The following is a 24,076-nucleotide window of genomic DNA, read 5'->3' on the forward strand; positions in this document are numbered from 1 at the left end:
AGTTATAGAGAATTAAAAATTAATATCTAACTGATTATAAACTTTTAAGATTATATTTAGCCAATAACTTTTCAAAGAATCCTGAATTTTTTTTCTTCTCAATCCAATTGCTTACATAATCATTCCAAACAGTATCTTTTTTAGGAACCATCATAGCTAAAAAAGCAGGATTTTTTTCACCATCTTGAACAATTGCTAATTGAGGATATTTAATCACTAATTTATTTGCTTCTGTAGAACTGGTAATATTTCCATCTGCTCTTCCTGCTAAAACTTCTTGAAAATCTCTAGCTGGAGCTTCAACAGATTTTAAAGTGGAGTTTGGAAAAAATTCTTTTGCTTTTTGTTCTTGTGATGTGCCAAGTGTAGTAGCTATCTTAACACCATTTTTATTTAAAGAGTCCCAAGTCGAAAATTTCTTTAAATTCTTTTTAAGAACTAGTGGTACTGTGCCATATTTATAATATGTTGAAGTAAAGCCAGCAACTTCTGCTCTTTTAGGTGTTTTAGTAACACTTGTTGAAATATCATATCTGCCTGAAGTAATTCCTGAAACTATAGTTTTCCATTCAGTTGGCACAAAAGTAACTTTTACACCCATATCTTTAGCCAATTCATTCATTACATCTATATCAAAACCTTTATATTTATTAGTTGCAGGATCTTTCATCGTCATTGGATCCCAGTCTCCTGTTGTTCCAACTTTTAACTCACCAGAAGCTAATATTTGATCTAGTTTTGTATCTGCATTAACGGAAAAGGGTAAAAGCACCATAAGTGCAAGTAAGATAAGTTTTTTCATTACCTCTTTTACCCATAAAAATTAGAGAATAACCTTATAACCTTGACGCACTATCGTTTATCCAAGAGTATAAATGCTCTGAAAATGAGCGTCTAACAAATAAATTAACTAAATTATCACCTTTATTGTGAATTATTACATCAATGTTGTTTAGCAATGTTTGTGTCGTAGATCCTTTTTTTTCTTTGAATTTATTAAAATTAAACGGACTACCTGAAGAAAATAATTCATATATATTCGTTCCCTCTAATTCCAACATTACAAAATGATCAGTTACATCAATTACAGCACCTAAATTAGTTTTTGAAATACTGTTACGTAAATTTTCTTCAAGAATATATTTGTTTGTGTCTTTTTCAGTTATATCGTTCGATATAATCATCCATTCATCAGGACTTAACCATATAGAAGTAAGTTTAGAGCTTGATGAAGATGTGTTTGCCTCTATTGGCAAAATCATATCCAAATGTTTTCCAACAGCTGTAAAGAACTCTCTTTTTTTTCCTCTTAAGTTTAGTTTCATGATGGGTGAAACTTCTTTAATTGATATATCGTTATGTTTGATTTCTGTATTTATTGGAGATTTATAATTAAGCATTTAACCTCTTATTTTCTTCATCAAAAAAAACTGGATTTACTATAGTTACATTAATTGTTTTATCTTCCATTGGAATAAACAATTTTTTTCCCATCATTTTTTTTCCACCTCTAACAACAGCTAGGGCAATAGATTTATTTAAATTTGGACTGTAGTAACTGGATGTAATGTGCCCAAGCATATTAACAGGAGATTGATTCAACTCAGAAACTATTTGTGCACCTTCTTCTAAAATTATGTTTGGATTATCTGTTACAAGTCCAACTAATTGTTTACGATCCTCTTTCATGGTGTCCGATCTGTAAAGTGATCTTTTACCGATGAAATCATATTTTTTTTTACTTACTATCCAATCCATCTGGAGATCAATAGGTGTCATTGTTCCATCTGTATCTTGACCAACAATTATAAATCCCTTTTCAGCACGTAGTAAGTGCATAGTTTCAGTGCCATATGGTGTGATATTAAATTCTTTACCTGCTTCAATGCATTTTTCCCAAAGAGCTTTTCCATAATTTGCCTGAACATTAATTTCGTAACTATGCTCACCAGTAAAACTTATTCTCATAATTCTACATTTAATATTTTCAATTTGAGCTTCTTTGAAAGACATATGGGGAAAATTTTCTTCAGATAAATCAAGATCAGGAGCAATCTTATTTAATATTTTTTTACTGTTTGGCCCACATAAACTTGCTGTTGCATAATGATCAGTAACTGAGGTCAAATAAACATCTAATTCAGGCCATTCTGTTTGTAGATAATCTTCAAGTTTGCCCAATACGTTTGCGGCTCCACCTGTTGTTGTAGTCATTAAGTAGTGATTTTCTCCAAGCCTTGTTGTGACACCATCGTCATAAACCATTCCATCTTCATTCAGCATCAAACCATACCTACATTTACCAATACCAAGTTTTGACCAAGCATTTGTGTAAACTCTATTTAAAAATTCTGATGCATCGGTGCCTTGAATATCAATTTTACCCAATGTTGAAGCATCTAATATTCCTGCACTTTCTCTTGCAGCTATACTCTCTCTTTGTACTGCTTCATGCATGTTTTCACCGTTAATAGGGTAATACCAAGCTCTCTTCCATTGACCAACATTTTCAAACTCTGCATTATTTTCAATATGCCAATCATTCATTGGAGTTCTTCTAAATACATCAAAATACTCACCTACATTGTGACCAACAATAGTTCCAAAAGTCAATGGCGTATAAGGTGGTCTAAAAGTTGTTGTTCCGAGTTCGCCCATCTTCACACCTGCGGTATCTGCTATAATTCCCAATGCATGCATATTACCAAGTTTACCTTGATCAGTGCCCATACCTGTTGTTGTGTATCTTTTTACATGTTCGATTGATCTAAATCCCTCTCGTAAAGCTAACTTAATATCTTTTGCAGTTGCATCATTTTGATAATCAACAAATGGTTTTGTTTTTCCAATAGGTTTATCTGATGGTAATAACCAAATATTTCTTTTTGAATTTTCTTCTTCACTCTCAATAACAATATTGTCAAAATCAGTTTGACTAATGTTTAAAAATTTTTTTAAATTTTTTGATAAATTATTAATAATTTCTTTAAGCTTTAAATCACCGTTACAAGAACCAATACTTAATTGATCAGAAGGATACTTGTTAGGTAAAAACATTTTGTTATCTTCATTAAAAATTAATTTACCCCCAGATTGTGTAAACAAATGAACAGCTGGTGTCCACCCACCAGCAACACCCAAGCAATCACATGAGATATTTGTCTTATTTCCAGTAACAGATAATCCATCTTTTGAAAGTTCCATGATAGATATACTAGCTAATTTTTTGTAGCCCTTAGTATCAACTACAGTGTGAGACCAATAAATTTTAATACCAGCTTCTTCTACAGCTTTTACAATCTTAGAATTTGAACTCTCTCTAATGTCGATTATGGCTTGAACTTTAATTCCTTTGTTATGTAAGCAAAAAGCACTTTCATAGGCACTATCGTTGTTCGTGAAAAAAACATTCTTTTTACCTGATACCACACCATAGAAATCTGCATATTTTTTAACAGCAGAAGAAAGCATAATTCCAGGTCTATCATTATTGTTAAATACAAGAGGTCTTTCCAAAGCACCTGTCGCGAGAATTACTTTTTTTGCTCTTATTTTTAAAAGTCTTTGTCTAACTTTTTCTTGTTTTTCATTTTTTTCTAAATGATCTGTAAGGTTTTCTCTTGCTAATAAATAATTATATCCATGAAAAGCAGCAACACTTGTTCTTATTTTAATTTCAAGATTTTTTAATTTTTTTAATTCTAGTATTTCTTTTTTAAGCCAATCAGATGAATTTTGATCATCAATTTTATTATACTCTCTATTTTGATAAATAGTTGCTCCACCTAATTCATTTTTTTCATCAACAAGTAGAGTTTTTAAATTATTTTTAGCTGCATTTTTTGCTGCCAATATTCCCGATATACCAGCTCCAACAACCAAAACATCACAATGGATGTATCTATGATCATATATATCTGGATCTTTATCAGTTGGAGATTTACCTAATCCTGCTGAGTGTCTGATAAAATATTCATATTTCTCCCAGAAACTTGCTGGCCACATAAAAGTTTTATAATAAAAACCAGCTGGTAAAAAACGTGAGATAGCATTATTTACACCACCAATGTCAAAATTAACACTAGGCCAACAGTTTTGACTTGAAGCTTCTAAACCTTCATAAATTTCTACTTCTGTAGCTCTTACATTTGGCTCTGATCTATTTGTTTTATCATTAACCTGAACAATTGCATTTGGTTCCTCTGAACCCGAGGTCATTATTCCTCTTGGTCTATGATATTTGAAGCTTCTACCAACTAAATGAACATCATTAGCGAGTAGGGCTGAAGCTAGTGTGTCACCTTTGAAACCATAGTAAATTTTTCCATTAAATTTAAAAGAGATTCTAACAGTCTCATCAATATACTCGCTTGATTTTATTCTTAAATTTTTTGACATATCATTTATTCAGAAGGAGGTTTTTCACCCATTTTGTATATTAATTTGATTTTATCATTAGAGGTATCTCTCACCATATTGAACCATTTCCTACAACCATGAGCATGGTTCCATCTTTCAAACTGAACACCTTTAATATTTTTTCTCATAAAAAGATATTCTGCCCATTCATCGTCACTTAATTCTGTAGGTTGTTTTGGTCTTTCAATGTGTGCTTCACCACCAGCTTTGAATTCTTGTTGATCTCTTTCACCACAATATGGACAATTTATAATAAACATTAATGAGCAACCGCTGCAGCACCATGTTCATCAACAAGATCACCACTTATAAATCTATTTAAATTAAATGCAGCATTTAGCTTATGCGGCTCATCGTTAGCAATTGTGTGAGCAAATAAATCTCCTGAACCTGGTGTTGCTTTAAATCCACCTGTTCCCCAACCACAATTAAAATACAAACCTTTAATAGAAGTTTTACTTAAAATAGGACTTGCATCTGGACAGATATCTACAATTCCTCCCCACTGTCTAAGCATTCTCATTCTACTAAATATTGGGTAAAGTTCCAAAATTGCATTTAGTGTTCCTTCAACAATTTGATGACTTCCTTTTTGAGAATACGATACATAATCATCTGTTCCAGCACCAATAACAAGTTCACCTTTATCTGATTGGCTAACGTAAGCATGGACAGCGTTTGACATAACAACAGTATCTATTATTGGTTTCACAGGTTCTGAAACTAATGCTTGTAAAGGTTTACTTTCAAGAGGTAATCTTATACCTGCCATATTAGCAATGACGCTTGAATGACCTGCTGCAACCACGCCAATTTTTTTTGTTTTTATAAAACCTCTTGAAGTTTCTATTCCTTCAACAGCATCACCTTTTCTTTTGATGCCTTTTACTTCACAATTTTGAATTATATCAACGCCCATTTCATCTGCAGCACGTGCATATCCCCATGCCACAGCATCATGTCTTGCTGTTCCAGCTCTTCTTTGAAGGGTTCCACCTAAAACTGGGTATCTAATATCTGGTGAAGTATTTATAATTGGACAAAATTTCTTAACCTCTTCAGTACTCAAGTAAACTGCATCAATACCATTTAATCTATTGGCATGAGTTCTTCTTTTTAAATCTCTTACATCTTGCAAATTATGAGCAAGGTTCATTACACCTCTTTGACTAAACATTACATTATAATTAATTTCTTGAGATAACCCTTCCCAAATTTTTAAAGCATGATCATAGAGACCAGCACTTGCGTCCCATAAATAATTTGATCTTATTATTGTGGTATTTCTTCCAGTATTTCCTCCACCAATCCAGCCTTTTTCAACAACAGCAATATTTTTCATGTTATGTTTTTTTGCTAAATAGTAGGCTGTAGCTAGTCCGTGGCCACCTCCACCAATAATAACAGCATCATATTCTTTTTTAGGAACAGGATCTTTCCATGCTCTCTGCCAATTCTCATGATAAGAAAGAGCATTTTTAATCAAAGAAAATACAGAATATCTATTTTTCATAATTATCGAATAATTACTTTATAAATATTGAATTTTCAATACAATCACTTAATACACTATGTCATACGGAAGAGTGGGTGAGAGGCTGAAACCAGTCGTTTGCTAAATGACCGTGCGAGGAAACTTGTACCGAGGGTTCGAATCCCTCCTCTTCCGCCATTAAAATAGAGGCTGATCTTTAAAAAAATCTTTCATAGGTATAGGTTTTTTTTCCAATATGTATCTGTAAACATTATAATTCTCTAACACACGTTGAACATAATTCCTTGTTTCTCTAAATTTAATTAGCTCGACCCAATCAACATAGTTAATTTGTTTCTTTTGAGGATTCTTATTTATTTTTTTCCAATATTTTACTCTATTAGGACCTGCGTTATAGGCTGCGATTGCAAAAGGATATGCTCCTTCATATTGTAATATTAATCCTGCTATGTAATGAGAACCTAAATTTATATTATATTCAGGATCTGAAGTTAATCTTGATTTTGAGTAGGGAAGTTTTGCTTGCTTAGAAACTAACTTAGCCGTGTAAGGCATTAATTGCATTAATCCTTTTGCACCTGCGTGACTATTAGCACTTAAATCAAATTCACTTTCCTGTCTTATAATTGACAAGATAAATGCACTTTCAGGAATTTTACGACCGTTAATTTTTTTGGGTGTGCTTATAATTGGATAATTAAATTTATTGTGAAATCTTTTTTGGTAGGAAGATATTTTGGATATTTGAATAGCAAAATCATATCTTTGTATGTTTGTAGCGAGTTCAGCTGCTAAAACTTCACTTCCTTTTTGAATATTATCATTTGCCAAGTGTCTTAAAATAAATTTTGTATATTTATCTTTTTTTAATTCATCCAAAAGATATGTAATTTTTACAAGTTCTTTATTAAAAAAAATATACCTGTATTTGTTATCTATCTTCATATCCTTATTAAGTTCAAATTTACCGCTAGGATCTAATTTTAAAAAGGCTAACTGCCCATAATATGTTGTAAGATATTTTGATGCTATATCGTACCAATACACTGACTGTTCTTTATTACCTAATTCTTCATAAGTTCTGCCAAGCCAATATGCACCTCTTGATGTACTTATAGGGTAATTTACATTATTATAAAAATTTTGAAAATGATCTTTAGCTATCAAAGGATCGTTTAAAAAACTTAATGCAATCCAACCACTCATCCATTCTGCAGCTGCGAAATCTGATCCTTTCGACATACCATGATTACTTGAAATTTTGTAAGCAGTTTCATATTTCTTTTTATAGATCAATGCTCTGGAAATGATTTCACGTTCTTTCCACCATTTTTCAGGTTCTACAAGATAGTTTTTATCATTTTTAATACTTAATAAAATTTCTAAGGATGAGTCTACACGACCTCTTTTTCTTCGCCATTTTAAACGATCGTAATTTAACCCAGCATCGTTTTTAAATTTTTCTGGAACATTTTTTATTGCTTGATCTACACCATAGCCTCTGGTCATTAATATTTGTCTTGCTGTATATAAGAGCTCATAATCTTTAGGCAAATATCTTAACAATCTTTTTAAATCCCAATATTTATTGTTCCATGCCAGATAATCTGCTCTTTTAATATAGTCATCTGCATTGAGATATTTTTTAAATTTTTTTCTAAAAAATTTTAATTCATTTTTAGATAAATCTGCAGTTATCCATCCTTCTTTAATTAATTTTTTACCTTTATCTTTATTTCCTGTTAAAACAAAACTTTCACCAATTATCATTTTACCATATCCACTAAGTGGCTCTTTGCCATCAAACCAATCAATTATTTTTTTTGGAGATATTTTTGCAGTAGATAACTTGTGTTCTGCAAGATATTTTAACCTACCAATTCTTGGATACTTTGAATTTTGATCAATAAACACTTTATAATCATAAAAAGATGCTTGATTTCCAGATGTCAAAAGATGCTTCCATTGAATAAAATTATATATTGATTTATCTTTTGCTTTTTTTGCTATCTTGAGCGATGTAGTCCATTTACTTTTTTGCATTTCTGAAATTGCTTTTTTAGCTATTCCAAAGTCTTTTTTGCTATAATATTTAGATATTTTAATATTTTTTGAAGTATTTATTCCAGCGATTGATGGTTTTTTTTTAGGTATTTTAAAAGATAATTTGGTTTCTTTTAGTGTTTTTATAATTTTCTTTTTTTCAATTGATACAATTTTATCTTTTTTTGGTTTTTTTATAGGTTTAATAATATTTTTAGATATTTTTTTATTAAACTCATCGTTAGAAAGAACAGGTTTCTTTAATGGAATTAAAGATATCGTTTCAGCTGACAGATTATTAAAACTTATAATAATTGATATAAGTAGCCCAATAAATAATAATAAATTTTTCAACATAATCTTTTAGTATATGAATCTATAATCTATGTTATAAGTATTTATGTTCAAAGGATCAAATGTTGCGTTAATCACACCGTTTAAAAATAATGGCCTTGATGAAGATGCTTATATAAAATTAATTCATTTCCACATGGACAATGGTACAGGTGGTTTAGTCCCAGCTGGTACAACTGGAGAATCTCCCACTCTTAGCCACGAAGAACATCAAAGAGTAATTGATTTATGTATTAAAGAAAGTAATGGAAAAATTCCAGTTATTGCTGGAACTGGCTCAAACTCTACAGAAGAAGCAATTTCATTGACATCACATGCAGAGAAAGCAGGAGCTGATGGAGCGTTAATTGTTACACCTTATTACAATAAACCTACCCAAGAAGGATTATATCAGCATTATAAAGCAATTAATGATAAATGTGGGATACCTATATTGATATACAATATCCCTGGAAGATCTGTCATTGACATGTCTGTTGACACAATGGCAAGACTTTTTGAATTAAAAAATATTGTTGGTGTAAAAGATGCTACTGGCGATTTAAATAGAGTTGATCTGCAATTATCTAAAATGGGTGATGAATTTGTTCAACTAACTGGTAATGATGATAATGCATTCGAATTCAATAGGAGAGGTGGTGTTGGATCAATAAGTGTTACCGCAAATATTGCTCCAAAAATTTGCTCAGATTTCCAAAAATTTTCAATTTCAAAAAACGAAAATGACCTTAACGAAGCAAAAAAATTAGACAATATTTTACAAACTGTACATAATGCTATGTTTGTAGAGAGTAATCCAAGCCCAGTAAAGTATGCAGCAAAATTAATGAATTTATGCGATGATGCTGTAAGATTACCTTTAGTTAAAGTTACTGAGGAAACAAAATCAATAGTAAAAAAAGCTTTAGTTTCAGCTAAACTGATTTAATGAATAAAAAAACCAATTCTGGTTTAAAGATTATTTGTTTAAACAGAAAAGCTAGTTTCAATTATTTTTTTGAAGATCTTTTAGAAGCAGGGATAGTTTTAAAAGGTTCTGAAATAAAATCTATTAGAGATGGCAAAGTTAATATAGCTGATTCATATGCCGTAGAAAAAAATGGAGAGCTAGTTTTAATAAACTCACATATAGCAGCTTATAAGCAAGCCAGTTACTCAAATCATGGTCCAATGGATGAAAGAAAACTTTTACTTAACAAAAAAGAAATAAACAAATTGATTGGTAAAATGCAAAGAGATGGTTTTACTATTGTGCCAACAAAAATGTATTTTAAAAAAGGCAAAGCTAAAATTGAATTAGCAGTTGCAAAAGGGAAAAAACAGTTTGATAAAAGAGCCACCAAGAAAAATAGAGATTGGAATCGTGACAAAGCTAGATATATCAGAAAATCAAGTTAAAATAGTTTATCTAGGTGTTGGCTCAAATCTGGGTAATAAGGTCAACAATATAGAAAAAGCGAAATCATATTTATTGGAAAATAATGTAAACTTTTTGTCAGTATCAAGTTACTACGAAACGCCGTCTTGGCCAGACCAAAATAATCCAAAGTTTATAAATATTGTTATTAAAGCAAGTAGTAAATTGAAACCCATTGAACTATTAAGATTGTGTAAATTAATTGAGGTTAAGCTAGGAAGAAAAAAATCTATCAGAAACTCCCCTCGAGAATGTGATATTGATATACTAGATTTTAATGGTCTAAATTTAAAAGGTAAATTAAATTTACCTCATAAAATGATGCATAAAAGAAATTTTGTATTATTTCCATTATTTGAAATTGAAAAAAAATGGGTGCATCCCATCATAAAAAAGAACATTAAGCAGTTAATTTATTTGCTGCCAAATAACGATATTAGATCTATTAAACAAATTTGATTTAGTGTTATAATGAACGATGCCTAACTCTAGTGAATTAATAAATAAGATTAAAGGATATAATAAATTTTTAAATTTAGAAAAATTAGATAAAGCTTATAATTTTGCAGTAAAGGCTCATCAAAATCAAAAAAGAGCATCTGGTGACCCATATTCTGTTCACCCTATTGAAGTTGCAAATATTTTGACAGATTTAAAGTTAGACAGTGCAACTATTACTACTGGATTGTTGCACGATACCATAGAAGATACTTTTGCCACATACGAAACTATTAAAAGCGAATTTGGTGATGAAGTTGCTGACTTGGTTGATGGTGTAACAAAGATTTCAGTTTTTGAAAATACTGCTGGAGGCAATTCGAAAGTAGAAAATTTTAGAAAATTAATCTTAGCAACATCTAAAGATATTAGAGTTTTATTGGTAAAAATAGCTGACCGTCTTCACAACATGAGAACAATTAAAGCTATCACAAAAGAGGAAAAAAGAAAAAGAATTGCTCAAGAAACAATGGAAATTTATGCACCATTAGCTGATAGAATGGGCATGCACAGAATTAGAGATGAGTTAGAAGATTTATCATTTGAAATTTTAAATTATGAGGCAAGGAAATTAATTAAAGAAAAACTTGATGAAATTAAATTAGATAGAAAGAATATATTTGAAGAACTTTCATTTGAATTAAGTGAAATCTTAAATCAACATCATATAAATCCAGAAATTTATGGTAGAGAAAAAACTCCGTTTTCTATATGGAGAAAAGTTCAAAAAAAAAGAGTATCTTTGGAGCAAATTACAGACATCATTGGTTTTAGGATAATATTAGATAATATTGATGAGTGTTATAAAACTCTTGGCATATTTCATAAAAAATATAATTGTATTCCGGGTAAATTTAAAGACTATATATCATCACCTAAAATCAACGGATATAAATCAATTCATACGGCGGTAATAGGATCAAATAAAAAACCTATAGAAATTCAAATAAGAACACGTGAAATGCACGAATTTGCAGAAAGAGGTGTTGCTTCTCATTGGCAATACAAATCATCAGAAAAATTTAATTCTGTTAGTTGGAAGGAATACGATTGGTTAAAAGACCTTGTTGAGATCATTGAAAAAAATGAAAATCCTGAACATTCTTATGAATATACTAAATTACAAATGTTTCAGGAAAATGTATTTTGTTTTACACCTAAGGGCTCTGTAATTAAACTACCCAAAGACGCAACAGCGATAGATTTTGCTTATGCAGTACATACAAAAATAGGTAACACAGCAATTGGATGTGAAATAAATGGAAATAAATCTGAATTACAGGACATATTAAGAAATGGCGATAGTGTAAATATTATCACTTCAAAAAATCAATCTCCATCACTCCATTGGATACCAACAACAAAAACTGGTAAAGCTAGATCGGCTATCAGAAGGTATTGGCATGATAAAGGTGAGCAGAAAGAAGAGAAGGCAAAAAAATACAACACTACATTATGGATTTCATTACCTGATCAACCAGGCCAACTTGGTGATATTAGTTCTTTAATTGGTAGTCATAAGTTGAATATTTCTAATGTTGAAATGGCAGGTAAAAATCCGAAATATATTAATTTTAAATTCAAATTAATCATTACTAATCTTAAAAACTTCACAAATTTTATTGCAGTGCTCAAACAAAAAGGTATAAAATTTAAGATAATTAGACACGAAGATAAAAGAAATGCTTTCACACAAAAAATCCTTAAATATTTTAAAAAAGACTAATGCTCTTTTAGAAGGCCATTTTGTATTATCCTCAGGATTGCATTCTTCAAAATATATACAATGTGCAAAACTTTTGAGCTTTCCTAATTTAGCTGAAAGAATCTGCAAATCTTTGGCAAACAAAATAAAAAAAAAATATAAAAACATTGACTTAATTCTTGCTCCAGCAATGGGTGGAGTAATTATAGGATATGAAGTTGGTAAACTTTTAAAAAAAGAAACAATTTTTTGTGAGAGAGTTAATGGAAAATTTACTTTAAGAAGAGGTTTTAGTATTCAAAAGGGAGCTAAAGTTTTAATAATAGAGGATGTAATAACAACAGGTAAATCAAGTTTAGAATGTGTAAAATTAATTAAAAAGGCAAATGCTAAACTTTTAGGATTCGCATCTATAATAGATAGATCAACCAAAAAATCCCTCAAAATTAAAACAGGTATCACATCTCACTTAAAAATAGACGTTCCAACATTTAGTGAAAAAAAATTACCACAAAATCTTAAATCGATACCTATCACCACACCAGGAAGTAGATTTATTAAGTGAAAAGATTAGGTGTAAACATAGATCATATAGCAACTATTAGAAATGCTAGGGGTGAAAAACATCCAGATCCATATTATGCAGCAACCCAAGTAATTAATATGGGTGCAGACTCTGTGACTATTCATCTACGAGAAGATAGAAGACATATTAATGATTTAGATGCTAAAAATATTTGTAATTTAAAAAAAGTTTTGGTTAATCTTGAAATTTCAATGAATGATACAATTGTTAAAAATGCCCTTAAAATAAAACCTGACTATATTTGTATTGTACCCGAAAATAGAAAAGAAGTTACAACAGAAGGCGGATTAGATTTAGAAAAAAATCAAAAAAAATTGAATACAATTATCAAAAAGTTTAAAAAAGCTAAAATTAGAACAAGCTTATTTATAAATCCGTCAATTAAAGATATAAAATTATCTAAAATGTTAGATACAGATTGTGTTGAAATACATACTGGCAAAATTTCAAACTTAATAAAATCTAAGAAAAATTATATTAATGAGTTCAATAGAATAAAGAATAGTTCGGTACTTGCAAATAAGTATAATATTGAAGTACATGCTGGTCATGGACTGGATTACAAAACAACAAAAATACTAAATAAAATTAAAGAAATTCAAGAATTCAATATTGGTCATTTTATTATTGGTGAAGCTGTTTTTATTGGCCTTTCAAAGGTTATTAAAAATTTCAAAAAAATCATTAGGAATTAGATAATGAAAATTCTTGGTATTGGTGTTGATATTATCGAAAACAAAAGAATTAAAAATTCTTTAAAAAATACCAAATTTAAGATCAGAGTTTATGACAATAAAGAACTCAAACAATCAAATTTGACAAAAAACAAAGTAAATTATTTTTCTAAACGATTTGCTGCTAAAGAGGCATTTACAAAAGCTTTAGGTACAGGTTTTAGAAAAAACTTAAACTTCAAAGATATAGTGATAATGAATGATACCATGGGCAAACCATATTATTTGATAACCAATAAAATTACTAAAATCATTCAAAAAAGATTTAAAGTTAGAAATTTTGATTGTTTTCTTTCAATTTCTGATGAAAAAGATTACTCAACTGCATTTACAATTATTCAATCAAAATGAAATTAGATAAAAATTTTTTTTCAGAAAATATAAGGACTCTTTTGTATGCTTTAATTATTGCCATTATTATTAGATCTCTATTAATCCAGCCTTTTTATATACCATCATCTTCCATGGAACCCACATTACTTGTCGGTGATAGACTTTTTGTAACTAAATATTCTTATGGTTATAGCAAACATTCTTTTCCTTTTAGCCCTCCTATATTGAATAAAAGAATTTTATTTAATAATCCAGAAAGAGGAGATGTTGTTGTATTTAAAACACCTGCAGACAATCGGACTGATTATATAAAAAGATTAATTGGTCTGCCTGGTGACAAAATTCAATTCATAAATAGTAATTTATATTTAAATAGTAGTGAAATTTTGAAATCTAAAATTTTAATTAAAAACAAAATTTACTGTGGAAACAGAGTTATTGATGTTTATAAATTTGAGGAAATTTTACCAAATGGAAAAAAATTTCATACTGTTTATTTAAAAGATTACACGTATCAAAATTCCGATGTATTTACAGTTCCCGAAAATCACTATTTTTTTTTAGGAGATAATAGAGATTGCTCTAAAGATAGTAGATATTTAACAAGTGTTGGGTATGTGCACAAAGACAATTTAGTTGGAAAAGCTCAGTTTATATTTTTTTCATCTGACAGAAATATAGGCAGTATTTTTGCTTTTTGGAAATGGCATAAATCTATAAGATTTAATAGAACATTTGATAAAATTAATTAATGATTAGGAACATCCATAAACTAGAAAAAACAATTAATGTTAAATTTAAAAATTTAGACTTATTAAAGCAATCTCTTACCCACAAAAGTTTTGATACAAACAAAAATAATGAAAAAATAGAATTTTTAGGTGACCGTGTTCTTGGTTTAATTGTATCAAAAAAATTATTAGAAATATATCCTGATGAAAAAGAAGGAATTCTTGATAAAAAATTTGCATCATTAGTTAATAAAACTACCTGCTTAGAAATAGCAAAAAATATTAACTTAGATAAATTTATATTAACTTTTAATCCTAAAAATAAAAAAATTAAGATTGAAGATAAGATTGTGTCAGATAGTTGTGAAGCTTTAATAGGTGCTATTTTCCTTGATAGGGGTTTAAGTGTTGCAGAGAAAGTTGTTTTAGAATTATGGAAAAATCATATTAAAAATAGTATTATTACACAAATTGATGCAAAAACTAAGCTACAAGAGTTTAGTTTAAAAAAATTCAAAAAACTTCCTTCATATAAATTAATTTCAAACACAGGACCTCGCCATAAACCTATGTTTAAAGTTGGTGTAAAACTTCCTGATACAAAATATTTTATTTCATCAGGAAAATCAAAAAAAGATGCTGAACAAAATGCTGCTATTGAATGTTTAAAAAATATAAAGTGATCAAAATATGAATTGGATAGATGAAGGTTTTTTAATTAGTAAAAATAGATATAATGAAAATTCTTTAATTACTGAACTGTATACTAAAAATCATGGAAAAGTTTCAGGTATTATTTTTGGGGGTACTTCAAAAAAAATTAAAAATTACCTTCAGATAGGTAATAAATTACACATCAATCATAATTCAAAAAACGTTAATAGAATAGGTTATTTTAAAGTTGAGATACTTAATGCCTATAGTCCTTTATATTTTGACCATAAACAAAAATTATCATGCATTACATCTGTTATGAATTTGATTAAAATTTTAACTGCAGAGTCTCAATCAAATATTAAAGTTTATGCTTTAATAGATAATCTTTTTTCAATTTTTAAAAACGATGATTGGCTAAAAAATTATATTTTTTGGGAACTAGAGTTACTTAAAATTCTTGGTTATGACCTTGAATTAGAAAACCTAGTTGAAAAAGATATAGTTGAAAATGAGACTGTGTATTATGCCATTTCTTCTAAAGAAAAAAAATATGTACCTAATTTTTTAATTGAAAAAAATCTTAAAGTAAACGATTTAAAAACTTTATTAAACGGACTCAAATTAGTTAGTGATTATTTGGATAAAACTATTTTAAAACCTAATAATTTAAACTATCCAAATAGCCGGTTATTATTTATAAATTCTTTTAAATAATTATTTTATAATTTTATTAATTCTATCAGCATAATAACTAACAATTGCATTTGCTCCAGCTCTTTTGAATGCAACTAAACTTTCATAAATAGCATCTTCATTAATTAGTTTTTTTTTAATTGCATGAGAAATTAAGCTATATTCTCCAGATACTTGGTATGCAAAAACTGGTATCTTAAATTTTTCTTTAATTGATTTTATAATATCTAAATAGGGCATACCTGGTTTTACCATAACCATATCCGCACCTTCTTTAACATCTAAAGCAACCTCTCTTAATGCTTCATCGGTATTTCTAAAATCCATTTGATAAGTTTTTTTATCTCCTTTTAAAGATCCTTTGGATCCAACAGCGTCTCTAAATGGTCCATAAAAACTAGAAGCATATTTTGCAGCATAAGAAAGAATCTGAATATTTTGATAGCCTACTTGATCTAATGCTTTTCTAATTTCTCCAACTCTTCCATCCATCATGTCAGAAGGGGCCAAAACATCACAACCCATTTCAGCCTGAAGCAACGACTGATTTATTAGGACTTTAATTGTTTCATCATTAATAATCTGATTTGATTTAATCAATCCGTCATGACCATGAGAAGTGTATGGATCTAATGCAACATCACACATTATACCTATTTGATTTTTATATCTTTTTTTAATTTCAACAATTGCTTTACAAACTAAATTATTTTCATTGAGCGATTCAGAGCCAATCTCATTTTTTAAACTATTTCTAGTTTTAGGAAAAAGAGCAACCATTGGTAATCCATTATCAATAGCTTTATCCACTATCTGCGCAAGTCTATTTATTGTATATCTATAAACATCTGGCATTGATGTTATTGATTCTTTTTTATTTGATCCGTCTATTAAAAATATTGGTAGTATGAAATCATTTGAACTTAAGGTATTTTCTTGAATTAACTTTCTTGACCACGAATTCTTTCTATTTCGTCTAAGTCTTAAGGCTGGGTATTTTCCTGTAATCATGTTTTAATTTTCTTTTAAAATGCGACAAATGTAATATACAAATATAACTTAAAAAGGGTATTAAACAATTATTAAGGGTAAAAAAAACAAATATAATGACGCTAAATTTTCAAGATTTTCAAAAGCAAGACATTGAATTTAATATTAAAGAATTACAAAAAGCATATAAAGAAATTGTAAAGATAAAGAACTTTGATGGTCCAGCAGGTATAACCAATTTTGGAGCTATTTCTTTAACTCAAATACCAGGTGATCCTGATTCCATTAAAGGCCATAAAGCTAGAGGAGTTTTTTGGACTTACCCAGATTCTTCGGGTAAAGAAGAAATAAGAGACGAAAGTATTAACGAGGCTGCATATTCAGAATTTATTGATGATTATAAAAACACATACTTTAAAGAAGTTTTTGATGTATTGTCATCAAAATATAAACTAGGAAGAATTAGAATTTTATTAAAACAACCCAGATCAACATTAAGTTGGCATAGAGACCCAGAACCTAGATTACATATTCCAATTATTACAAACCCTGGTTGTCATATGGTTATAGATAATGTTGCAAAACACTTGCCTGCTGACGGATCTGTGTGGATAACTAATAATACTAAATATCATAATGCGTTTAACGGTGGTGAAGAAAATAGAATTCACTTAGTTGCTTGCGTGTTAGATCATAAATTTAATTAATTTGAGAAAAATATTTATTTCATCAGACCACGCTGGGTACAAATTAAAAGAATTTATTAAGATATATTTATCAAAAAAAAAATTATCTTTTCAAGATATGGGTCCTTACAATGCTAATAGAGTTGATTACCCAGATTATGCTCATAAGGTTGCTAAGAGAGTGAAAACAAATAAAGATAATATTGGTATTTTAGTTTGTGGCTCTGGCATGGGAATGAATATTGCGGCGAATAGACATAAAAACATACGTGCTGCGCAATGTTTTAACTTAAAATCAACAAAATTATCAAGATTGCATAACGATGCAAACATCATTACATTAGGATCAAGATTGTTAACCAAAAAAAATGCCTTAAGTTGTGTTGGTGTTTTTTTAAATACTAAATTTGAAGGTGGAAGACACTCTACAAGAATTAAAAAAATTTAATTATGTCTAGAGAAAAAAATTACTTAAATGATAGTTATAAAAGTTTTTTTGAGGATAGTTTGTCTAAAAAAGATCCACAACTTTATAAAGCTATTCAAGATGAACTTTTAAGACAACAGCAACATATCGAGTTAATAGCTTCTGAAAATATTGTTTCACAAGCTGTATTGGAAGCACAAGGATCTGTTTTAACAAATAAATATGCAGAGGGTTATCCAGGGAAAAGATATTACAATGGTTGTGAACATGTTGATGTAGCTGAAAATTTAGCGATTGAAAGATTAAAAGAGTTATTTAATTGTAAATTTGCAAATGCTCAACCACATTCAGGTGCTCAAGCTAATGGTGCAGTATTTTTAGCATTATTAAATCCTGGTGATACATTTATGGGTATGAGTTTAAATTCAGGTGGTCACATTACTCACGGCCTAAAAATTTCTATGTCAGGTAAATGGTTTAATGCAATAGGTTATGATGTTGATAAAGAGTCAGAACTTATTGATTATGATAATGTGGAAAAACTAGCTTTAGAACATAAACCAAAATTAATCATAGCTGGTGGTAGTGCATATTCAAGAGTGATAGATTTTAAAAGATTTAGAGATATAGCTGATAAAATTGGTGCATACTTAATGGTAGATATGGCACATTTTTCTGGTTTAGTAGCAGGAAAAGGTTACCCAAATCCATGTGATCATGCTCATGTTGTAACCTCAACAACTCACAAGGTGTTTAGAAGTGCAAGAGGAGGAATAATTTTGACTAATCATGAAGATCTAGCTAAAAAATTTAATACAGCTGTATTCCCTGGTTATCAAGGTGGACCATTAATGCATATTATAGCAGCAAAAGCAGCTGGATTTTTAGAGGCATTGCAACCAGAATTTAAAGATTATATTCAATCAGTTTTAGCAAATGCTAAAATGTTAGCTGAGACTTTAAAGAATAATGGTTTTAAAATTTACTCAGATGGTACCGATACACATTTAATGTTAGTAGATTTAAGACCATATAACGTCAAAGGTAATTTAGCTGCTGAAAGTCTATCTAGAGCCAATATAACATGTAATAAAAATGGAATTCCTTTTGATACTGAAAAACCAATGATTACTTCCGGTATTAGATTAGGAACACAAGCAGCAACTACCAGAGGTTTTGGGTTAAATGAATTTAAAACTGTAGGTGAATTGATCACCAAAACTTTAAAAGGACTGTCTGACAACCCATCTGATAACGCTAAAATTGAAAATGAAGTCAAAAATGAAGTAATTACTTTAACTTCATCATTTCCAATATATAAGAATCTGTAATAAATGATTTGTTCAATTTGTAAAAAAGGAGAAACATCAGTAGTTGACTCTAGACCTACTGAGGATGGTACAGCTATTAGAAGAAGACGATTGTGTGTTTGTGGTGCTCGTTTCACGACTTTTGAAAGAGTTCAATTTAGAGAAATAATGGTTATTAAAAAGAATGGAAGAAAATCTTCTTTTGATAGAGATAAACTTTCTAAATCAATTTATATTGCACTTAAAAAAAGACCAATCGATACTGAAACTGCAGAAAAATTTATAAGTAAAATTTCAAGAGCCTTAGAAGAACTGGGTCAAAGTGAAATTTCAACAAATACAATAGGAACTATGGTCATGGAAGGCCTAAAAGAATTAGACCCTGTAGCTTATGTTCGTTTTGCATCTGTGTATAGAAATTTTAGAGAAGAAAAAGATTTTGTACAATTCGTGGACAAATTAGATGTCTACAAAAAAAGATAAATTTTCATTTAAAGATCATCTATATATGGAGCTTGCCTTAGATTTGGCAATATCAAGAAAAGGTCTTACAGGGTTAAATCCCTCAGTAGGCTGTGTAATTGTTAAAAATGATAACATTATATCAATTGGTAGAACTTCATTGAATGGAAGGCCGCATGCCGAATACAATGCAATAAATAATTGTTCTGAAAATCTTAAGGGTTCAAAAATGTATGTAACATTAGAACCTTGTTGCCATTATGGCGTGACATCACCATGCACTAATTCAATAATAAAATCTAAAATTTCTGAAGTTATTTATTCAGTTAAAGATGTTGATAAAAGAGTTTATGGTAAAACAGAAAAAATATTAAAATTGAAGGATATTAAGGTTAAATCTGGATTATTAAAAAATGATATTTTGCAATTTTATAGTTCATATTTTTATAATAAGAAAAATAAACTACCATTTATTACAGGTAAAATTGCAATCTCAAAAAATAATTTGATTTACAGCAAAGGTTACAAAAAGATTACAAATAAATTGTCAGATAAACTTACACACTATTTAAGATATTCTAATGACTCAATTATGATTTCCTACAAAACATTAAATAAAGATAATCCTAGATTGAATTGTAGATTAAAAAATATGAGGAATTTTTCACCTACAAGAATTGTTTTAGATAACAAACTAAGTCTTAATACAAAAAGTTATTTATTTAAATCTGCAGTGAAAGACAACACTATTGTTTTTTATAATGAAGCTAATAAATCAAAAGTGGATGAATTAAAAAAAAGTAAAATTACTCTTATCAAATCAAAAATAACCAAAGATAAGAAATTTGAAATAAAAACAATCATGAAAAAACTTTATAGTCTAGGATCAAGAAATATTTTAGTTGAAGGTGGCAATGATTTAACAAATTATTTACTTGAAAAAAAAATATATAATCAATTTTATTTATTCAAAAGTTCAAAAAAATTACCAAAATTAAATGATTTCAGGGAATTTAATGGTTTAAAAATTCTTAAACAAAAGTATAAAAATAGGAAAAAGTTAAAATCAAATTTTGGCAAAGACACAGTAATATTGCATAAGATCTAAATATGTTTAATGGAATTATTTATAATCAGGGTGTTGTAACAAAAATCATAAAAAGACCAAAAGGTTTAAATGTTTTTATTAAAAGTAACTTTAAACTAAGTAGTAAAAATATTGGACTTTCTGTAGCCTGTGATGGTGTTTGTTTAACTTTAATTTCTTATAAATCCAAAGTTATGGAATTTTATCTATCAAAAGAAACTATCGAAAGATCTAAATTTAAATTTTTAAAGATCAAAGATGTTATTAATTTAGAATTGCCTCTAAAATATGGAACAAAAATCTCCGGACACATATGCCAAGGTCACGTTGACACAGTAGGTAAAGTTGGAGGTATAAAAAAAATTGATAAATCATACCTTTTTAATTTCATTATTACTCCCAAACAAAAAAAACAATTAATAGAGAAAGCATCAATATGTATAAATGGTATATCTCTTACTATTTCAAAGATTACTAAAAAAGGTTTCCAAATTTGGATAATACCTCACACCTATAATGAAACTAACTTGATAGATCTTAAAAAAAATAGTTTAGTCAATATAGAGATAGATATCTTATCTAAATACGTTAGAAATTATTTTAATGAAAAAAAATAATTTTGCCACGATAGAAAATATTATTAATGTTGCTAAAAAAGGCGGCATGTTCATTTTGGTTGATGATGAAAAAAGAGAAAATGAAGGTGATCTAATTATTTCATCCTCAAATTCTAATGCTAAAAACATAAATTTTATGGCTATGCATGGTCGTGGATTAATTTGTTTAGCTCTTGATAGTCTTCAGGCTAAAAGATTAAATTTATCGTTAATGTCTACAAACAACCAGTCAAGAAACAAAACTGCTTTTGCTATTTCTATTGAAGCAAAAAAAGGTATTACAACTGGAATATCAGCAAAAGATAGAGCTAAAACTATCAAAATTGCATCACAAAAAAATGTTAAAAAAAATGATATTGTTTCTCCGGGCCATGTTTTTCCAATAATAGCTAAAGATGGAGGGGTGCTTGTTAGAGCCGGACATACTGAGGCATCAGTTGATATATCTAAATTGGCTAAAAAAAATAATTCAGCTGTTATTTGTGAGATCATGAATGAAGATGGAACAATGGCAAAAGGTCAAGATTTATTTAATTTTGCTAAAAAACATAATCTTAAAATTGGAAAAATTGAGGATTTAATCGCTTACAGACTCAAAAAAGAAAAATTAATAAGGTTAAAAAAACAAAGCAATATTGTAGTTAAAAATCAAAAATATAAAATTAGAATTTACGAGAATCTACTTGATGGCTCAGAGCATTTTGCTCTAATAAAAGGTAATATTAAAAAAGGTGTCACTCCAAGAGTAAGGGTAATATCATCAAATGTAGTTCAAAATTATTTAATGAATCAAGAATTGCCAAATTCATTTAACAAAACGTTAAATTATTTTAAAAAGTTTAACAATTGTGTTCTTGTTTTTATAAAGGACACTAATTTAAAATCAGTCACTCAAACACTAAAAGATTATAAGAATAAAGATTTTTATAAAAAGGGCAAAGATAAACTAATTAGAAATTATGGTATAGGAGCTCAAATAATCAAAGATTTGAAGATTAAGAACATGACTTTAATTAGTAAGTCTCCCAAAAAAGTTATTGGTTTAGATGGTTATGGTATAAAGATAACCAAACAAGAAATAATTTAATGAAAAAAAAATATTTAATAGTAATTGCTGATTATTACGAAGATATAGCCAAAGGTCTTTTAGAAAGTACTCTAAAATTGATACCAAAATCTAATTTGATCAAAATAATTAGAGTTCCAGGTGTGTTTGAAATACCGGTGACAATATCAAAAAATATTAAAAAATTTGATGCTTTTATTGCATTAGGCTGTGTTATTAAAGGTGAAACACCTCATTTTGATTTTATATCTCAAGCATCCACTAATGCTATAATGCATTTATCAATAACAAATAAAAAACCTATTGGTAATGGAATTATAACATGTCTAAATATGGCTCAAGCAAAAATAAGAAAAAAAAAAGGTGCAGAGGCTGCTAAGGCAGTGCTATCTATCTTGTCACAATAATGAGAACTCATTTTAATCCTAAAAATAACCCAAGAGTAATTATAATACAAAAGTTATATGGAAAACTTTATAATGAAGATGATAATATAGAATTTCCCAAACATAGATTTAAAAAATTTATAAAGGATATAGTTTTAGGAACTATAGAAAGAAATGAATTAATTAATGATGAGTTAAACAATAAACTTGGTGATGAATTTGTTTTAGAAAATCTTGATAAAGTTTTTCAAACTATTTTAAAAGCTGCAACATATGAATTCATGTATAAACCAAACTTATCTATTAATATTATAATTAAAGAATATTTAAATTCATCAAATTTCTTTTTAGAAGACTCGCAAACAAAATATTTAAACGCACTTCTTGACAATGTTGGAAAAAAATTGCGAACTTCCAATGCATGAATTTGAATTAATTAGAAAATATTTTTCAAAATTAGCAAAGTCTAATAAATCTTCACTAAATCTTAATGATGATGTTTTTTTTGATAAAAAAAAAGGCTTAGTTATTTCAATTGATACCTATAATGAGGGTAGTCATTTTTTAAATTTTAAAAAACCAGATCTTGTAATAAAAAAAATTATAAGATCTTCTATATCTGATTTAATATGTAAAGGAGTCACACCTAAATTTTATTTTGTTTCAGGATCAGGTAATAAAGATACATTTTCACATAAAAAATTGTCAAATTTTTCTAAATCATTATCTAAAGAACAAAAAAAATATGGAATTTTATTATGTGGTGGTGACACAACATTCTCAAATAAATTGAGCTTTTCTATTACATCGGTTGGATACTCAAAAAATATAATTTATAGAAATAGAGCTAGATATAATGATGATATTTATGTAACTGGAAATTTAGGAGATAGTTTTGTTGGTCTACAACTTTTAAAGAATAAAATTAAAGTTTCAAAAAAAATTAAAGACTACTTTATTAACAAGTATTACCTACCTGATATTCAGATTAATTTAGCAAAAAGTTTATTAAAATTTGCTAATACTTCTATTGATGTGTCTGATGGTCTTATCACAGATTTAGATAAAATGATTAATAAGCAAAAATTATCCTATACTTTGAAAGAACAAGATGTTCCAATTTCAAAAAATTTAATAAAATTAATAAAAGATAAAAAATTAAGTAAATTAAAATATATATCTAATGGTGATGATTATCAGATCCTTTTTACAGCCAGCCCATCTAAAAATAGAATCATTCATAATACGTCAAAAATTCTTGGTATTAAGATAACTAAGATTGGCAAAATAAACTCAGGCTCAAAACAAAATGAGATTATTGATCAAAAAAACAAGCAAATACTTGTCAAAAATAAAGGTTATAAGCATCAATTTTAGAAG

General features: G+C 28.5%; 27 protein-coding genes and 1 tRNA gene. 21 read left to right on the plus strand and 7 right to left on the minus strand.

Translation table 11 applies throughout. The annotated features are described in order from the left end of the window. Nucleotides 1-34: 34 nt before the first annotated feature. Genes ACIJYI_RS03040 through ACIJYI_RS03060 form a run of 5 tightly spaced genes read right to left on the minus strand, consistent with a single transcriptional unit; the run spans nt 35 to nt 5,932 of the window. Nucleotides 35-802, minus strand: coding sequence for a transporter substrate-binding domain-containing protein (locus ACIJYI_RS03040; protein WP_435114630.1), 768 nt, complete (start codon nt 800-802; stop codon nt 35-37). A 34-nt stretch (nt 803-836) separates the two neighbouring features. Next, nucleotides 837-1,400 carry a sarcosine oxidase subunit gamma family protein gene (locus ACIJYI_RS03045; protein WP_435114631.1) on the minus strand — a complete coding sequence of 188 codons (564 nt, stop codon included), beginning with the start codon at nt 1,398-1,400 and terminating at the stop codon, nt 837-839. After that, on the minus strand, nt 1,393-4,398 hold the full coding sequence (locus ACIJYI_RS03050) for a sarcosine oxidase subunit alpha family protein (RefSeq protein ID WP_435114632.1): 3,006 nt from the start codon (nt 4,396-4,398) through the stop codon (nt 1,393-1,395). Before ACIJYI_RS03050 ends, ACIJYI_RS03045 begins: the two co-directional genes overlap by 8 nt. A 5-nt stretch (nt 4,399-4,403) precedes the next feature. Beyond that, nucleotides 4,404-4,679, minus strand: coding sequence for a sarcosine oxidase subunit delta (locus ACIJYI_RS03055; protein ID WP_435114633.1), 276 nt, complete (start codon nt 4,677-4,679; stop codon nt 4,404-4,406). Next, a complete protein-coding gene (locus tag ACIJYI_RS03060) occupies nt 4,679-5,932 on the minus strand; it encodes a sarcosine oxidase subunit beta family protein (protein ID WP_435114634.1) in 1,254 nt (417 codons plus the stop codon). The genes ACIJYI_RS03055 and ACIJYI_RS03060 overlap by 1 nt, the downstream gene beginning before the upstream one ends. A 67-nt stretch (nt 5,933-5,999) precedes the next feature. On the opposite strand from ACIJYI_RS03060, the gene ACIJYI_RS03065 reads away from it, so the two are divergent. Then, nucleotides 6,000-6,091: transfer RNA gene (locus ACIJYI_RS03065), tRNA-Ser, on the plus strand. On the opposite strand, the gene ACIJYI_RS03070 is transcribed toward ACIJYI_RS03065, so the two are convergent. Then, nucleotides 6,092-8,314 carry a lytic transglycosylase domain-containing protein gene (locus ACIJYI_RS03070; protein WP_435114635.1) on the minus strand — a complete coding sequence of 741 codons (2,223 nt, stop codon included), beginning with the start codon at nt 8,312-8,314 and terminating at the stop codon, nt 6,092-6,094. A gap of 43 nt (nt 8,315-8,357) precedes the next feature. On the opposite strand from ACIJYI_RS03070, the gene dapA reads away from it, so the two are divergent. From dapA to recO, 10 genes are read left to right on the plus strand one after another with little or no spacing between them, the layout of a single operon-like run. After that, nucleotides 8,358-9,239 (plus strand): 4-hydroxy-tetrahydrodipicolinate synthase, encoded by an 882-nt coding sequence (gene dapA / locus ACIJYI_RS03075; RefSeq protein WP_435114636.1) that lies wholly within the window; start codon nt 8,358-8,360, stop codon nt 9,237-9,239. Next, nucleotides 9,239-9,709, plus strand: coding sequence for an SsrA-binding protein SmpB (gene smpB, locus ACIJYI_RS03080; RefSeq protein WP_435114637.1), 471 nt, complete (start codon nt 9,239-9,241; stop codon nt 9,707-9,709). The genes dapA and smpB overlap by 1 nt, the downstream gene beginning before the upstream one ends. Beyond that, on the plus strand, nt 9,675-10,187 hold the full coding sequence (gene folK / locus ACIJYI_RS03085; RefSeq protein WP_435114638.1) for a 2-amino-4-hydroxy-6-hydroxymethyldihydropteridine diphosphokinase: 513 nt from the start codon (nt 9,675-9,677) through the stop codon (nt 10,185-10,187). The genes smpB and folK overlap by 35 nt, the downstream gene beginning before the upstream one ends. Before the next feature lie 19 nt (nt 10,188-10,206). After that, entirely contained in the window at nt 10,207-11,952 is a 1,746-nt protein-coding gene (locus ACIJYI_RS03090; protein WP_435114639.1) for a RelA/SpoT family protein, read from the plus strand. Continuing rightward, a complete protein-coding gene (gene pyrE, locus ACIJYI_RS03095; protein ID WP_435114640.1) occupies nt 11,909-12,496 on the plus strand; it encodes an orotate phosphoribosyltransferase in 588 nt (195 codons plus the stop codon). The genes ACIJYI_RS03090 and pyrE overlap by 44 nt, the downstream gene beginning before the upstream one ends. Beyond that, a complete protein-coding gene (locus ACIJYI_RS03100; RefSeq protein ID WP_435114641.1) occupies nt 12,493-13,212 on the plus strand; it encodes a pyridoxine 5'-phosphate synthase in 720 nt (239 codons plus the stop codon). The genes pyrE and ACIJYI_RS03100 overlap by 4 nt, the downstream gene beginning before the upstream one ends. Before the next feature lie 3 nt (nt 13,213-13,215). After that, the gene (gene acpS / locus ACIJYI_RS03105) at nt 13,216-13,602 is read left to right on the plus strand and encodes a holo-ACP synthase (protein WP_435114642.1); all 387 of its coding nucleotides are present in this window, start codon (nt 13,216-13,218) and stop codon (nt 13,600-13,602) included. Further along, nucleotides 13,599-14,336 (plus strand): signal peptidase I, encoded by a 738-nt coding sequence (gene lepB, locus ACIJYI_RS03110; RefSeq protein WP_435114643.1) that lies wholly within the window; start codon nt 13,599-13,601, stop codon nt 14,334-14,336. Before acpS ends, lepB begins: the two co-directional genes overlap by 4 nt. Beyond that, nucleotides 14,336-14,998, plus strand: coding sequence for a ribonuclease III (gene rnc, locus ACIJYI_RS03115; RefSeq protein ID WP_435114644.1), 663 nt, complete (start codon nt 14,336-14,338; stop codon nt 14,996-14,998). Before lepB ends, rnc begins: the two co-directional genes overlap by 1 nt. Nucleotides 14,999-15,005: 7 nt before the next feature. Continuing rightward, entirely contained in the window at nt 15,006-15,686 is a 681-nt protein-coding gene (gene recO, locus ACIJYI_RS03120) for a DNA repair protein RecO (protein ID WP_435114645.1), read from the plus strand. Here recO and hemB read toward each other — a convergent pair whose 3' ends face one another. After that, a complete protein-coding gene (hemB, locus tag ACIJYI_RS03125; protein ID WP_435114646.1) occupies nt 15,687-16,676 on the minus strand; it encodes a porphobilinogen synthase in 990 nt (329 codons plus the stop codon). It abuts the gene before it with no gap. A 95-nt stretch (nt 16,677-16,771) separates the two neighbouring features. Between hemB and ACIJYI_RS03130 the strand changes: the two genes are divergently transcribed. The 10 genes from ACIJYI_RS03130 to thiL are packed head-to-tail and all read left to right on the plus strand — an operon-like array spanning nt 16,772 to nt 24,073. Further along, on the plus strand, nt 16,772-17,362 hold the full coding sequence (locus tag ACIJYI_RS03130) for an aspartyl/asparaginyl beta-hydroxylase domain-containing protein (protein ID WP_435114647.1): 591 nt from the start codon (nt 16,772-16,774) through the stop codon (nt 17,360-17,362). 1 nt (nt 17,363) lies between these two features. Beyond that, nucleotides 17,364-17,789, plus strand: coding sequence for a ribose 5-phosphate isomerase B (gene rpiB / locus ACIJYI_RS03135; protein ID WP_435114648.1), 426 nt, complete (start codon nt 17,364-17,366; stop codon nt 17,787-17,789). A gap of 2 nt (nt 17,790-17,791) precedes the next feature. Further along, on the plus strand, nt 17,792-19,099 hold the full coding sequence (gene glyA / locus ACIJYI_RS03140; RefSeq protein WP_435114649.1) for a serine hydroxymethyltransferase: 1,308 nt from the start codon (nt 17,792-17,794) through the stop codon (nt 19,097-19,099). Nucleotides 19,100-19,102: 3 nt separating this feature from the next. Next, the gene (gene nrdR / locus ACIJYI_RS03145) at nt 19,103-19,561 is read left to right on the plus strand and encodes a transcriptional regulator NrdR (RefSeq protein ID WP_435114650.1); all 459 of its coding nucleotides are present in this window, start codon (nt 19,103-19,105) and stop codon (nt 19,559-19,561) included. Next, nucleotides 19,542-20,648: a bifunctional diaminohydroxyphosphoribosylaminopyrimidine deaminase/5-amino-6-(5-phosphoribosylamino)uracil reductase RibD gene (gene ribD / locus ACIJYI_RS03150; protein ID WP_435114651.1), complete on the plus strand. Its 1,107-nt coding sequence runs from the start codon at nt 19,542-19,544 to the stop codon at nt 20,646-20,648. The genes nrdR and ribD overlap by 20 nt, the downstream gene beginning before the upstream one ends. 2 nt (nt 20,649-20,650) lie before the next feature. Continuing rightward, nucleotides 20,651-21,244 (plus strand): riboflavin synthase, encoded by a 594-nt coding sequence (locus tag ACIJYI_RS03155; protein WP_435114652.1) that lies wholly within the window; start codon nt 20,651-20,653, stop codon nt 21,242-21,244. Beyond that, entirely contained in the window at nt 21,231-22,331 is a 1,101-nt protein-coding gene (ribB, locus tag ACIJYI_RS03160) for a 3,4-dihydroxy-2-butanone-4-phosphate synthase (protein WP_435114653.1), read from the plus strand. Before ACIJYI_RS03155 ends, ribB begins: the two co-directional genes overlap by 14 nt. Then, on the plus strand, nt 22,331-22,717 hold the full coding sequence (gene ribH / locus ACIJYI_RS03165; RefSeq protein WP_435114654.1) for a 6,7-dimethyl-8-ribityllumazine synthase: 387 nt from the start codon (nt 22,331-22,333) through the stop codon (nt 22,715-22,717). The genes ribB and ribH overlap by 1 nt, the downstream gene beginning before the upstream one ends. Next, nucleotides 22,717-23,121 carry a transcription antitermination factor NusB gene (locus ACIJYI_RS03170; protein ID WP_435114655.1) on the plus strand — a complete coding sequence of 135 codons (405 nt, stop codon included), beginning with the start codon at nt 22,717-22,719 and terminating at the stop codon, nt 23,119-23,121. Before ribH ends, ACIJYI_RS03170 begins: the two co-directional genes overlap by 1 nt. Then, on the plus strand, nt 23,087-24,073 hold the full coding sequence (gene thiL, locus ACIJYI_RS03175) for a thiamine-phosphate kinase (protein ID WP_435114656.1): 987 nt from the start codon (nt 23,087-23,089) through the stop codon (nt 24,071-24,073). The genes ACIJYI_RS03170 and thiL overlap by 35 nt, the downstream gene beginning before the upstream one ends. The last annotated feature ends 3 nt before the right edge of the window (nt 24,074-24,076 follow it).

It is taken from the genome of Candidatus Pelagibacter bacterium nBUS_36 (assembly GCF_051201215.1).
GTDB lineage: Bacteria > Pseudomonadota > Alphaproteobacteria > Pelagibacterales > Pelagibacteraceae > Pelagibacter.

Coding starts and splice junctions, on each gene's coding strand:
- ACIJYI_RS03050 (WP_435114632.1), bottom strand. CDS start 4,398: ATGTCAAAAAATTTAAGAATAAAATCAAGCGAGTATATTGATGAGACT.
- hemB (WP_435114646.1), bottom strand. CDS start 16,676: ATGATTACAGGAAAATACCCAGCCTTAAGACTTAGACGAAATAGAAAG.
- thiL (WP_435114656.1), top strand. CDS start 23,087: ATGTTGGAAAAAAATTGCGAACTTCCAATGCATGAATTTGAATTAATT.
- ACIJYI_RS03170 (WP_435114655.1), top strand. CDS start 22,717: ATGAGAACTCATTTTAATCCTAAAAATAACCCAAGAGTAATTATAATA.
- acpS (WP_435114642.1), top strand. CDS start 13,216: ATGAAAATTCTTGGTATTGGTGTTGATATTATCGAAAACAAAAGAATT.
- ribB (WP_435114653.1), top strand. CDS start 21,231: ATGAAAAAAAATAATTTTGCCACGATAGAAAATATTATTAATGTTGCT.
- ACIJYI_RS03040 (WP_435114630.1), bottom strand. CDS start 802: ATGAAAAAACTTATCTTACTTGCACTTATGGTGCTTTTACCCTTTTCC.
- ACIJYI_RS03045 (WP_435114631.1), bottom strand. CDS start 1,400: ATGCTTAATTATAAATCTCCAATAAATACAGAAATCAAACATAACGAT.
- glyA (WP_435114649.1), top strand. CDS start 17,792: ATGTCTAGAGAAAAAAATTACTTAAATGATAGTTATAAAAGTTTTTTT.
- nrdR (WP_435114650.1), top strand. CDS start 19,103: ATGATTTGTTCAATTTGTAAAAAAGGAGAAACATCAGTAGTTGACTCT.
- pyrE (WP_435114640.1), top strand. CDS start 11,909: ATGCTTTCACACAAAAAATCCTTAAATATTTTAAAAAAGACTAATGCT.
- ACIJYI_RS03130 (WP_435114647.1), top strand. CDS start 16,772: ATGACGCTAAATTTTCAAGATTTTCAAAAGCAAGACATTGAATTTAAT.
- lepB (WP_435114643.1), top strand. CDS start 13,599: ATGAAATTAGATAAAAATTTTTTTTCAGAAAATATAAGGACTCTTTTG.
- ACIJYI_RS03055 (WP_435114633.1), bottom strand. CDS start 4,679: ATGTTTATTATAAATTGTCCATATTGTGGTGAAAGAGATCAACAAGAA.
- ribD (WP_435114651.1), top strand. CDS start 19,542: ATGTCTACAAAAAAAGATAAATTTTCATTTAAAGATCATCTATATATG.
- smpB (WP_435114637.1), top strand. CDS start 9,239: ATGAATAAAAAAACCAATTCTGGTTTAAAGATTATTTGTTTAAACAGA.
- ribH (WP_435114654.1), top strand. CDS start 22,331: ATGAAAAAAAAATATTTAATAGTAATTGCTGATTATTACGAAGATATA.
- ACIJYI_RS03060 (WP_435114634.1), bottom strand. CDS start 5,932: ATGAAAAATAGATATTCTGTATTTTCTTTGATTAAAAATGCTCTTTCT.
- ACIJYI_RS03090 (WP_435114639.1), top strand. CDS start 10,207: ATGCCTAACTCTAGTGAATTAATAAATAAGATTAAAGGATATAATAAA.
- recO (WP_435114645.1), top strand. CDS start 15,006: ATGAATTGGATAGATGAAGGTTTTTTAATTAGTAAAAATAGATATAAT.
- ACIJYI_RS03070 (WP_435114635.1), bottom strand. CDS start 8,314: ATGTTGAAAAATTTATTATTATTTATTGGGCTACTTATATCAATTATT.
- rnc (WP_435114644.1), top strand. CDS start 14,336: ATGATTAGGAACATCCATAAACTAGAAAAAACAATTAATGTTAAATTT.
- ACIJYI_RS03155 (WP_435114652.1), top strand. CDS start 20,651: ATGTTTAATGGAATTATTTATAATCAGGGTGTTGTAACAAAAATCATA.
- dapA (WP_435114636.1), top strand. CDS start 8,358: ATGTTCAAAGGATCAAATGTTGCGTTAATCACACCGTTTAAAAATAAT.